Source organism: Pseudonocardia sp. NPDC049154 (genome assembly GCF_040648315.1).
Classification (GTDB): domain Bacteria; phylum Actinomycetota; class Actinomycetes; order Mycobacteriales; family Pseudonocardiaceae; genus Pseudonocardia.
Window position 1 is genome coordinate 1 of the sequence record NZ_JBEZDN010000187.1, and the last position, 11,364, is coordinate 11,364.

Genomic DNA, 11,364 nt, shown 5'->3' on the forward strand with positions numbered 1-11,364 from the left:
CGCCCCACCCCCCGGCCCGGCCTACGCCCACCCCCCCGACCACCACGCCCCACGCGGCGCCCCCCCCCAACGCCTAGGGGCTCGACCCCTGGGGTCGAGCCCTTCGGTCCGTCGGACGCCGGTCAGTAGGGCCGCAGGCCCATACTGCGGGCGATCCCGTTGCGCTGGATCTGGCTGGTGCCCCCGGAGATCGTCGTGACGATCGACTCGCGGTAGCGGAAGCTCATCACGCTCTCCGTGGAGAACCCGTGGCCCGCCATCACCTGCATGCCGAGCCGGGCGGCGTTGGCGTAGGTCTCCGAGCCCTTCAGCTTGGCCATCGCGCCCTCGCGCGAGCAGGACATGCCCTGGGCCAGCATCCAGGCGGCGCGGCGGGTCAGCAGCCGCGCCGAGTCGATCTCGACCTGCAGGTCCGCCATTGCGTGGGCCAGCGACTGGAACTCACCGATCTTGCGACCGAATGCCTCGCGCTCCTTGGAGTACTGCAGCATCTCGTCGAGCGTGGCCTGGGCCGCGCCGACGTAGCCGCCGCTGAGCAGCACCCGCTCCAGCTCGAGGTTCGACAGCAGGACCTTCCAGGCCCCGTCCTGCGGGCCGACCAGCCGGTCCTTCGGCACCCGCACGTCGGTCAGGGTGACCTCGGTGGTGCCCAGGATGTGCCGGGCCAGCGTGGGGGTCCGCCGCACGTCGACGCCCTCGAGCGTCGGGTCCACGAGCAGCAGGCTGATACCCTTGTGCTTGGGCTCCCGCGGGCCGGTGCGCACGTACATCGCGATCGTGGTGTTCGGCTGGCCGCCGCCGGTGCACCACATCTTCTGCCCGTTGAGCAGGTAGTGGTCGCCCTGGTCTACGGCGGCGGTCCGCAGCGCCGCCGCATCCGATCCGCTGTCCGGTTCGGAGATCGCGACGGCGAGCCGGTGCTTGCCGGTCATGATCTCCTCACGCACCCACTGGCGCTGCTCGGGCGAGGCCCAGCGGTGCACCGTCATGGCGGGGATGAGCACGCCGATGAAGCACATCGCCACGTCGAAGCTCGCCCGGCCCAGCTGCTCGGCGATCAGCGCCAGCTCGATCGGTCCGCCGCCCTCACCCCCGTCCTCCACCGAGAACGGCAGCGAGAACCACCCCAGGTCCGCGAAGCCCGTCAGCAGCTCCGGGGGCAGGACCGACTCCTCGTCCCACCGCTTCGCGGTCTCCGGCGGGCACGTCTTGGTCACGAAGTCCTGCGCGGTCTTCCGGAGCATCTCCTGCTCGTCGGTCAGGCCAAAGTCCACGGATCGTCCCTCCCACGTCGAGCGGTCGACACGAGCGCTCCCAGTAAATCTAACTGATTGCACTATAACCTGGGAAGCGCGGGACGGGCGAGCGGGGCGAGCCCCTCCGAAGGGAGAGGTCGGTGAGCCGCGAGGGCGCTCAGCTCATCAGGTCGAGCACGGTGGTGCGGTCCGGGCGGAGCAGGTAGTCGCGGGCCTCGGTCAGGTGCTTGCGCCAGACCTCCTCGGCGCCCGACTCCACGCCGGCCTCGATGAGGTCAACCACCCGGTGGTGGGCCCGAAGCCCCAGGCTCATCCCGGTCTCCTCCTGGGTGGCGGACTTCGCCTCCACCCAGTCCCAGTTCGCCCGGTCGATGATGTGCTGCACCATGCCGGTGAGCACACGCAGGGTCTGGTTGCCCGTGAGCTCCACGAGGAGCGCATGGAACGCGGTGTGGGTGCGGATCGCCACCATCGGGGCGTGGGCGGCCGCCTCGTGCTCCTCGAGGGCCTCTCGCAGCCTGCGGACGTCCTCGTCGGTGCGCCGGGAGGCGAGCAGGGCCACGATCGGGGGCTCGATGAGGATCCGAGCCTCGTAGACGTCCGCCAGAGTGGTGCCGCGGTGCTCGAGCACGAACCCGGCGTACCGGGCCGCCACATCGATGTTCGGCACCTGGACCCGTGCGCCGCCGTGCGCCCCGCGCCGCACGGTGATCAGGGACTCCGACTCCAGCACCCGGAACGCCTCACGCAGCGTGGGCCGGGAGACGTGGAACCGCTCGAGCAGCTCCGCCTCCGAGGGCAACGCCGCCCCTTCGGCCAGCTCGCCCTTGACGATCTGCTTGCGCAGCTGGTCGGCGATCAGCTCCGCCATCTTCGGCAGGCGCGGCGGCTGCAGGTTCGCGGCGCGCAGAGTCTCGAGCTCGCTCACGCTCGCCTCCTCGGGGTGATAAATGGTGTCTGAGTTTCCGAAGTTTACCCGATCAACGGCTGTGTACCCGTCAAGCCAGTCCGAGCCACCCCGCCGCGCCGTCGTGGAGGACAGGCCGTCGAGCAGGGGTCGAACAGAGGGGTTGGGACGGGTGTCGAGCACGCCGCGACCCTTGCTGGGCCAAGTCTGGGCGCCCATACTCGATAAATGAACTACCCGAATTACGCCACCCGCGGCCCCCTGGCCGGGGTGCGGGTCCTCGAGATCGCGGGCATGGGACCAGGCCCGTACGCGGCGATGCTGCTCGCGGACATGGGCGCGGACGTCGTCCGGGTGGACCGACCCGGACCGGGCGCACGCAAGCCGGAGCTCTACGCGCTGGCGCGCGGGCGTCGCTCGGTGGCCGTGGACCTCAAGCAGGCCGCGGGCCTGGAGACGCTGCTCGACCTGGTGGCGAACGCCGACGTGCTGATCGAGGGCTACCGGCCGGGGGTGGCCGAGCGGCTCGGCTTCGGCCCCGACGTGTGCCGCGAGCGCAACCCGCGGCTGGTCTACGCGCACATGACCGGCTGGGGCCAGCAGGGCCCGATGGCCGCCATGGCGGGCCACGACCTCAACTACCTGGCGCTGACCGGCGCCCTCACCCTGCTGCAGCGCGACGCCGACAGCCCCCCGCCCTCACCCCCCGGCTTCATCGCCGACTTCGCCGGCGGTGGGCTGATGCTGGCGTTCGGCATCGTCAGCGCGGTGCTCGAGGCGCACCGCTCGGGCGAGGGACAGGTGATCGACGCGGCGATGGTTGACGGCGTCGCGTCGCTGACCACGCTGATCTACTCGATGACGGCCCAGGGCCGCTGGACGCTCGACGCCCCCGGCACCAACTTCTGCGACGGCGGCTCGCCGTACTACAACACCTACGAGACCTCCGACGGCGGCTGGCTGGCCGTGGCGCCGATCGAGCCGCAGTTCTACCGGGTCATGGTCGAGAAGCTGGGCCTGGACCCGCAGGCGCTGCCGGACCGCGACGACCCGGCCCGCTGGCCCGAGCTCAAGGAGCTGTTCGCGGGCATCTTCCGCACCCGGACCCGGGCCCACTGGACCGCGCTGTTCGACGGGACGGACGCCTGTGTGACCCCGGTGCTCGGGTTCGCCGAGGCCCGCGAGCACCCGCACAACGTGGCCCGCGGGACCTTCGTCGAGGAGTTCGGCGTGGTGCAGCCGGCTCCGGCGCCGCGATTGGGCCGCACGCCCGCCGCGATCACCCGACCGCCCGCCGTGCCCGGCCGGGAGTCCCGCGAGGTGCTCGCGGACTGGGGACTCGCTCCCGACCGCGTCGACCGGTTGGTCGAGGACGGCACCGTCGTCGACCGGGCCGAGCAGCCCGCCTGACGTGTTCCCGGGGCGACCCCGCCCCGGGAACCGGCAGTCAGATGCCGAGCCGGTCGGCGACGAGCTGCCGGTGCTCGTCCGAGCCGCCCAGCAGGGCCTGGGAGCTCTTCGCGCGCTTGAGGTACAGGTGCGCCGGGTGCTCCCAGGTGAAGCCGATGCCGCCGTGGATCTGGACGTTGTCCCCCGCGGCCGCCAGGTAGGCGTCGACGCAGTGCGCCTTGACCATCGGCGCCACGACCGGCACGTCCTCCTGGTCGGTCGCGGTGGCCCACAGCGCGTAGTAGACCGCCGAGCGGGAGGACTCGAGGTCCACCAGCATCGTGGCGCACATGTGCTTGATCGCCTGGAACGAGCCGATCGGGCGGCCGAACTGCTCCCGCACCTTGGCGTACTGCACGGACATGTCCAGCACCCTGCCGCTGCCGCCGAGGGCGTCCGCCGCGAGCGCGACGCGGGTGCGGTCGAGCATCCGCTCGACGGCCGGGGTCGCGTCCCCCGACCCGACCCGGACGGCGGGGGTGTCGGCGAAGGTCAGCCGGGCCAGCTTGCGGGTCTGGTCCATGGTGGCCAGCGGGGTCCGCTCGAACCCGTCCGCCCCGGCCTCGACGGCGAACACCCCGAGCCCGTCGTCGGTCCGCGCGACGACCAGGACGAGGTCCGCCGCCGCGCCATCGACCACGAAGGACTTGTGCCCAGAGAGCACCCAGCCCGCCCCCTCGCTCCGGGCGGTCAGGGCCACCGCGCCTGGCTTCCAGGAGCCGCCGTCCTCGGCCAGCGCCACCGTCCCGACGACGTCCCCGCTCGCCAGCCCGGGGAGCCATCTCTCGCAGGCCGCGGGGTCGCCGAGTGCCAGCAGCAGCTGGGGGGCCATCACGGCGGAGGCGAGGAAGGGCGACACCGTGACCGCGCGGCCCATCTCCTCCAGCACGATGCCGAGCTCGACGAACGTGAAGCCCGCGCCGCCGTACTCCTCCGGGATCGCCATCCCCTGCAGGCCCAGCTCGGTGCCCATGCGCTTCCACAGCTGGCGGTCGAAGCCCGCGGGCTCCGCCATCTGGGCGCGGACCGCCGTCTCGTCGGCGCGTTCGGACAGGAACTCGCGCAGGACCTCCTGCAGCGTCGTCTGCTCGTCGTTCAGGGCGAACTCCACCTGCGACTCACCCCTTCCGGGCGTGGCTCGTCCGGGTCCGGTGCCCGGGGTACGTGGGGACGGGTGCGGCGCTCACGCGCGTCGCGGCTCGCGGGGCAGCCCGAGGGTGCGCTCGCTGAGCATGTTGAGCTGGATCTGCTGGGTGCCGCCGAACACCGACTCGGCGCGGGTGCCGAGGAAGACCTGCTGCAGGCGGTCGAGCGCGTAGTCCTCGCCGACGAGCTCGCTCGCCGCGTCCCGGGCCCGCATAGCGGTCTCGCCCAGGCGGGTGTGGGCGCGGCTGGCGAAGACCTTGCTGACCGAGGACTGCACGACGGGATCGACGCCGCGGCCGGTCTTGATCGCCGTCATCAGCCGCAGCCCGTTCCACTCCGCGATCCGAGCGTCGGTCCAGGCCCGGGCGAGGTCGCGGCGCAGCGCGCCCGTCGGCTCCCGGCCGCCCGCCCGCGCCGCCTCGGTGATCAGCTCGACCTCGCGCTGCAGGCGCAGGTTCTCGGCGAGCATCGTGGTGCCACGCTCCGTGCCGAGCGCGCCCATGGCCACGCCCCACCCGGCGTCAACCTCGCCGACGACGAGGTCGGCCCGGGTGCGGGCGCCGTCGAAGTAGACCTCACAGAAGTCGTCCCCGCCGAGCACGTTGCGGATCCAGCGGATGTCGACGCCGGGCTGGTCCGTCGGCACGACCAGCATCGAGATGCCCCGGTGGCGGGGCGCGTCCGGGTCGGTGCGGCACAGCACGTAGAGCCAATCGGCGTACCCGCCGTGGGAGGTCCAGACCTTCTGGCCGTCGATCACCCACTCGTCGCCGTCCCGCCAGGCCCGGGTGCGCAGGCCCGCCAGGTCCGATCCGGCGCCCGGCTCACTGAACCCCTGGCCCCAGAACTCCTCGACGCGCGCGATCGGCGGCAGGAACCGCGCCTTCTGCTCCGGCGTGCCGAAGTGCAGCAGGGTGGGCCCGAACAGGTCCTGGCCCTGGGTGGTGGCCCGGTAGGGCGGGTCGGCCAGCGCGTACTCGAGCTGGAAGACCAGCTGCTGGTCGATGGTCGCCGCGCGACCGCCGTACTCCTCGGGCCAACCCAGGCACAGCCAGCCGCCGGCCGCGAGCTCCCGGTCCCAGGCGACCCGCAGGTCCCACGCCTCGGCGTCCCAGGAGAAGCCCACGCCGCGGTGTCGGGCGAACTCCCCGACCAGGTGTTCGGCGAGCCAGGTCCGGACCTCCTCGCGGAAGTCGGTGAGCTCCGGGCTGAGTGTCAGATCCACGGCGGCGTGTTCCTCCAGGCGAGCGGGCTCCGGTCCCGGGGTGGTGACGGACGGTCGGCGGTGGCAGCGGTGACCCTTGCCTACTGACACCCTTACCATCTAGATGATAGAACTATAGGGACGGCCGGGCGGGCGGGCAACCGCCGCCGACGAGGGCTCCCGAAACCGGTCAACCGAAGGAACGTGCCGCATGGGCGATCGCTACGCCGACTTCCCCAGTCTGAAGCTCGAGCTGGACAAGCACGGTGTCATGCACCTCGTGCTCGAAGGCCCCTCGCTGAACTCGGTGGGGCCGCAGATGCACCGCGACCTGGCCGACGTCTGGCCGGCGCTGCAGGCGGACCCCGAGGTCCGCGCGGTGCTCGTCTACGGAGCAGGCAAGGCCTTCTCCTCCGGTGGCAGCTTCGAGTCCATCCAGGCCATGGTCGACTCCTACGAGACCCGGATCCGCGTCATGCGCGAAGCCCGCGATCTCGTCCTCAACATCGTCGCCTTCGACAAGCCCATCATCTCCGCCATGCGCGGACCCGCTGTCGGCGCAGGCCTGGTCACCGGCATCCTCGCCGACGTCTCCGTCGCGGGCCGCAAGGCCAAGATCATCGACGGGCACACCCGGCTCGGCGTCGCGGCGGGCGACCACGCCGCGATCTGCTGGCCGATCATGATGGGCCTGGCCAAGGCCAAGTACTACCTGCTGACCTGCGACCCGCTCAGCGGCGAGGAGGCCGAGCGGATCGGCCTGGTCTCGCTGTGCGTCGAGGACGACGACGTGGTGGCCGAGGCCGAGAAGATCGCCGTCCGGCTCGCCGAGGGCGCCCCCACGGCGATCCAGTGGACCAAGCACGCGCTCAACCACTGGCTGCGCTCGGCCATCCCCGCCTTCGAGGCCTCGCTCGGCGCCGAGTTCATCGGATTCGGCGGCCCCGAGGTCAAGGAGGGCCTGGCCTCGCACCTGGAGAAGCGCCCGCCGCGCTTCACCGACCTCGCCGCCACGACCGGACAGGATGCCTGACATGACGGAGACCGAGACCAAGCCCAGGGTCGCCCTGGTCACCGGCGCGGGCGGGGGCATCGGCGGCGCGATCGCCCGCCACCTCGCCGAGGCCGGCCACGCGGTCGCCGCCGCGGACCTCGACGAGGCCGCCGCCGTTGCCGTCGCGAAGGGGCTGCCCACGCCGAGCATCGGCGTCGGCGTCGACATCTCCGACAGCGCGTCCGTGGCCGCGGCCGTGGCGCGCGTCGAGGCCGAGCTCGGCCCGGTGGACGTGCTGGTGAACAACGCGGGGATCGACAAGATCGAGCCCTTCGTGCAGTCGACCGAGGACACCTGGCGCAAGGTCGTCGACGTCAACTACCTCGGCACCGTGATCGTCACCCGCGCGGTGCTCGACGGCATGGTCGAGCGCGGCTTCGGCCGGATCATCCACATCGCGTCGGACGCGGGCCGGGTCGGCTCGTCCGGCGAGGTCGTGTACTCGGGCAGCAAGGGCGCGATGATCGCGTTCGGCAAGGCCCTGGCCCGCGAGGTCGCCACCAAGGGCGTCACGGTCAACACCGTGTGCCCCGGCCCCACCGACACGGCGCTGCTCAAGCAGGTGTCGGACCTGTCGGAGAAGATGTTCGACGCCATGCGCCGCGCGGTGCCGATGAAGCGCATCGGCACCCCGGACGACGTGGCCCCCGCCGTCGTGTTCTTCGCGGGTGAGGGCGCCGCGTTCATCACCGGCCAGACGCTGTCCGTCAGCGGCGGCCTCACGATGGCATGAGCGCGGCGACGGGAGTCTCGCTCCGCCGGGACGGGGCGGTCGCGACGCTGGTCCTGGAGGGGGCCGAGCGGCTCAACCCGATCGGCAGCGCCACCTGCCGGGCGCTGGCCGGGGCCGTCCGCGAGCTCGACGCCGACGCGTCGGTCCGCGCGGTCGTCGTCACCGGTGCCGGGCGGGCGTTCTCCGCGGGCGCGGACATCGACGAGATCGACGGCTTCGCCGACAGCGGCGAGTTCGAGCGGTTCATCCACGGCTTCACCGACGCGCTCGAGCTCATCGAGCGCAGCCCCCTCCCCTTCGTCGCGGCGGTCAACGGCGCGGCGATGGGCGGCGGCCTCGAGCTCGCCCTGGCCTGTGACCTGCGGGTGGTGTTCGGCAAGGGCAAGCTGGCCGTGCCGGAGGCGAAGCTCGGGGTGCTGCCCGGGGCGGGCGGCACGCAGCGGCTCCCCCGGCTCGCGCCGCGCGGGATAGCCACCGAGATGATCATGCTGGGGAGCACGCTGACCGGCGCCCGCGCCTACGAGCTGGGCCTGGCGAACCGGCTCGCGGAGTCCCCGGAGGACGTCCTCGTGCAGGCGAGGGCCGTCGCCGAGGAGCTCGCAGGCGGAGCGGCGCTGGTCCCGGCGCGGACCAAGTCGCTGCTGCGCGAGACCGCGATGCTGTCCGTGGCGGACGGCATCGTGCGCGAGCGCGCCGCCGCCACCGCGCTGCATGGCAGCGCGGACGGGCAGGAGGGCTTCCGCGCGTTCGTGGAGAAGCGGGCCCCGAAGTTCGCGCCGCATCGCGCAGCGCACGGAACGGACCCGACGGACCCGACGGAACCGGAGCGGACGCCGTGAACCTGGACTACCCCCCGGAGGCGGAGCAGCTGCGCACCGAGGTGCGCGCGTTCCTGGCCGAGGAGCTCCCGAAGGACTTCCCCGGCCTGGGCGCGATGTCCTCGGCCGAGGCGAAGGAGTTCACCGCCTGGTGGCGCACCCGGCTGGCCGAACGCGGCTACGTCGCGCCGAGCTGGCCGAAGGAGTACGGCGGGGCCGGACTCGACAAGCTGGGCCAGGTGGTGCTGAGCGAGGAGTTCGCCAAAGCCGAGGTCCCGCCGTACGGGCTCAACGACAACTTCTCGATCAAGATGATCGGGAACCTGCTGCTGCGCTTCGGGACCCCGGAGCAGAAGGCGCACTTCCTGCCCCGGATCGTGCGCGGCGAGGACACCTGGTGCCAGGGCTTCTCGGAGCCCGGCGCGGGTTCGGACCTCGCCGGGCTGCGCACGAAGGCCAGGCTGGTCGACGGCGAGTGGGTGATCGACGGCCAGAAGATCTGGACGTCCGACGCCCGGAGCGCGAACTGGATCTTCGTCCTCGTCCGCACGGACCCGGAGGCGCCGCGGCACAAGGGCATCTCCATGCTGCTGGTGCCGATGGACCAGCCCGGCATCACCATCCGCCCGATCACCATGATGACCGGCGGGGACAACTTCAACGAGACCTTCTTCGACGGTGCGCGCACCGCGGAGGAGAACGTCGTCATCGGTCCGAACCAGGGCTGGACGGCCGCGATGGCGCTGCTGGGCCTCGAGCGCGGCGACGAGGTGGCCACCAACCCGATCTTCTTCGGGGCGGAGGTGCGCCGGTTGATCGCGCTGGCGCAGGAGCGCGGCCTGGCATCGGACCCGCTGGTCCGAGACCAGCTCGTGCGGGCCTACACGAGCGGCCAGATCATGCGCTACCTGGGCTTCCGTACGCTGACCGGGTGGCTGAAGGGCGAGGTCCCGGGCCGGGACGCGTCGGTCTCCAAGCTCTACTGGAGCGAGCACCACAAGGAGACCACCGACCTGGGCGTGAGCCTGCTCGGCGCGGAGGCGCTGGCCCCGAGTGGGCGCAGGCCGATCCGGCACTACCGCGCGGACGACCCGGGCGCGCCCAACTCCTCCGCCTCCTGGGTCGACACGTGGATGGCCGCGATCTCCGGAACGATCTACGCGGGCACCTCGCAGGTGCAGCGCAACATCCTCGCCGAGTCCGTGCTCGGCCTGCCCAAGGAAGCCCGGCCGTGAGTGCGGCCCGCACGAGGGGACTGTCATGAGCGAGACCACGACCGAGCGGGACCTCCTGCTCGAGGTGGCCGACGGCGTCGCCGTCCTGACGATCAACCGGCCGCACCGCAACAACGCCTGGTCCATCCCGATGGAGCTGGAGTACTACCAGCACCTGGAGCGGCTGGAGGCCGACCCCGAGGTGCGGGTCATTGTCCTCACCGCCCAGGGAAGGATCTTCTGCCCCGGCATCGACACCCAGACGCTGTCGGACCAGGTCGGTGACCCCGCGCTGACCACGCACCCGCACAAGCGCCCGCCCATCACGTTCCCGCGCACCATCCGCAAGCCGATCATCGCGGCGATCAACGGCTCCTGCGCGGGCATCGGGCTCGTCGCGGCGATGAACTGCGACCTGCGGTTCGCGTCGAACAAGGCCAAGTTCACCACGGCGTTCGTCAAGCGCGGGATCATGGCCGAGCACGGCCTGGCCTGGACGCTGACCCGTGTGCTGGGCACGTCGAAGGCGATGGACCTGCTGCTGTCCGCGCGCGTGGTCGTCGGCCAGGAGGCCCTCGACCTCGGGCTGGTGGACCGGCTCTTCGAGCCCGAGGAGGTGCTGCCCGCCACCCTGGAGTACGCCAGGGACCTGGCGAAGAACAGCTCTCCCACCGCCATGGGGCTCATCAAGTCCCAGGTCTACGAGGCGGAGGAGAGCACGCACGAGGACGCGCGCACCCTCGCGATCCGCTGGTGGTACACGGTCCTGCGCCAGCACGAGGACTTCAAGGAGGGCGTGAACTCCTACCTGGAGAAGCGCCCGCCCGCCTTCGCGCCGTGGGACCCGGCGACCGTGCGGGTCCCCGACCCGCTGCCCACGGACTGAGGCCGCAGGCATGGCAGGACGTCTCGAGGGCAAGGTCGCGTTCATCACCGGGGCGGCGCGTGGTCAGGGCCGCAGCCACGCCGTCCGGTTCGCCCAGGAGGGCGCCGACATCATCGCCGTCGACGTGTGCGAGCCGGTCGAGACCGTCGGCTACCCGGGCGCCACGCGCGCGGACCTCGACGAGACCGTCCGCCAGGTCGAGGCCCTCGACCGGCGGATCCTCGCCTCGGTGGCGGACACCCGCACAGCTGGGCCGCGGGCCTGAAGGGCATGGCCCACATCCCGCACTACAACGCGGCCAAGCACGGGCTCGTCGGGCTGATGCGGAGCCTGGCCAACGAGCTGGCCCCGCACCACATCCGGGTCAACACCATCCACCCGACGAACGTCGACACCCCGATGTTCCAGAACCCCGCCACCCGGGCGACCGTCACCGGGCGCACGGACGCGACCGGGCAGCAGTACGCCGAGGTCGCGACGGGGATGAACCTGTTGCCGGTCCCTTGGGTGGAGTCGGCCGACATCACGGCCGCGGCGCTCTACCTCGCCTCGGACGACGGCCGGTACGTCACCGCCGTCACGCTGCCGGTGGACGCGGGCTCGACCCAGCGATGACCGAGGAGGGGGCGCGCCGGGCGCGCCCCCACCCCCGCCCGGGCGGCCGCCCGCCCGGCGGCGGGGGGGGGGGGGTGGAGTC

12 protein-coding genes are annotated in these 11,364 nt (G+C 72.2%); 8 read left to right on the plus strand and 4 right to left on the minus strand.

What is annotated here, in order from left to right:
* Positions 1–122: 122 nt before the first annotated feature.
* Together AB0B41_RS40920 and AB0B41_RS40925 are read right to left on the minus strand one after the other, a co-directional pair.
* Positions 123–1,274, minus strand: a complete 1,152-nt coding sequence (locus AB0B41_RS40920) for an acyl-CoA dehydrogenase family protein (protein ID WP_358212419.1) — start codon at positions 1,272–1,274, stop codon at positions 123–125.
* Between the two features lie 139 nt (positions 1,275–1,413).
* The gene (locus tag AB0B41_RS40925) at positions 1,414–2,184 is read right to left on the minus strand and encodes an FCD domain-containing protein (protein ID WP_358212420.1); all 771 of its coding nucleotides are present in this window, start codon (positions 2,182–2,184) and stop codon (positions 1,414–1,416) included.
* A 207-nt stretch (positions 2,185–2,391) separates the two neighbouring features.
* Here AB0B41_RS40925 and AB0B41_RS40930 point away from each other — a divergent pair, with 207 nt between their 5' ends.
* Positions 2,392–3,573: a CaiB/BaiF CoA-transferase family protein gene (locus tag AB0B41_RS40930; RefSeq protein ID WP_358212421.1), complete on the plus strand. Its 1,182-nt coding sequence runs from the start codon at positions 2,392–2,394 to the stop codon at positions 3,571–3,573.
* 37 nt (positions 3,574–3,610) lie between these two features.
* On the opposite strand, the gene AB0B41_RS40935 is transcribed toward AB0B41_RS40930, so the two are convergent.
* Both AB0B41_RS40935 and AB0B41_RS40940 read right to left on the minus strand, forming a co-directional pair.
* Positions 3,611–4,723, minus strand: coding sequence for an acyl-CoA dehydrogenase family protein (locus tag AB0B41_RS40935; protein ID WP_358212422.1), 1,113 nt, complete (start codon positions 4,721–4,723; stop codon positions 3,611–3,613).
* A gap of 72 nt (positions 4,724–4,795) precedes the next feature.
* Positions 4,796–5,983 (minus strand): acyl-CoA dehydrogenase family protein, encoded by a 1,188-nt coding sequence (locus AB0B41_RS40940; protein ID WP_358212423.1) that lies wholly within the window; start codon positions 5,981–5,983, stop codon positions 4,796–4,798.
* A 190-nt stretch (positions 5,984–6,173) separates the two neighbouring features.
* On the opposite strand from AB0B41_RS40940, the gene AB0B41_RS40945 reads away from it, so the two are divergent.
* The 7 genes from AB0B41_RS40945 to AB0B41_RS40975 are packed head-to-tail and all read left to right on the plus strand — an operon-like array spanning position 6,174 to position 11,282.
* A complete protein-coding gene (locus tag AB0B41_RS40945; RefSeq protein ID WP_358212424.1) occupies positions 6,174–6,995 on the plus strand; it encodes an enoyl-CoA hydratase/isomerase family protein in 822 nt (273 codons plus the stop codon).
* 1 nt (position 6,996) lies between these two features.
* On the plus strand, positions 6,997–7,749 hold the full coding sequence (locus tag AB0B41_RS40950) for an SDR family oxidoreductase (protein WP_358212425.1): 753 nt from the start codon (positions 6,997–6,999) through the stop codon (positions 7,747–7,749).
* Entirely contained in the window at positions 7,746–8,588 is an 843-nt protein-coding gene (locus AB0B41_RS40955) for an enoyl-CoA hydratase/isomerase family protein (protein WP_358212426.1), read from the plus strand. The genes AB0B41_RS40950 and AB0B41_RS40955 overlap by 4 nt, the downstream gene beginning before the upstream one ends.
* Positions 8,585–9,802, plus strand: a complete 1,218-nt coding sequence (locus AB0B41_RS40960; RefSeq protein ID WP_358212427.1) for an acyl-CoA dehydrogenase family protein — start codon at positions 8,585–8,587, stop codon at positions 9,800–9,802. The genes AB0B41_RS40955 and AB0B41_RS40960 overlap by 4 nt, the downstream gene beginning before the upstream one ends.
* 25 nt (positions 9,803–9,827) lie before the next feature.
* Complete coding sequence (locus AB0B41_RS40965) at positions 9,828–10,667, plus strand: enoyl-CoA hydratase-related protein (protein WP_358212428.1); 840 nt, start codon at positions 9,828–9,830, stop codon at positions 10,665–10,667.
* Positions 10,668–10,677: 10 nt separating this feature from the next.
* Positions 10,678–10,932, plus strand: a complete 255-nt coding sequence (locus AB0B41_RS40970) for a hypothetical protein (RefSeq protein ID WP_358212429.1) — start codon at positions 10,678–10,680, stop codon at positions 10,930–10,932.
* A 5-nt stretch (positions 10,933–10,937) separates the two neighbouring features.
* Entirely contained in the window at positions 10,938–11,282 is a 345-nt protein-coding gene (locus tag AB0B41_RS40975; protein ID WP_358212430.1) for an SDR family oxidoreductase, read from the plus strand.
* Positions 11,283–11,364: the final 82 nt, after the last annotated feature.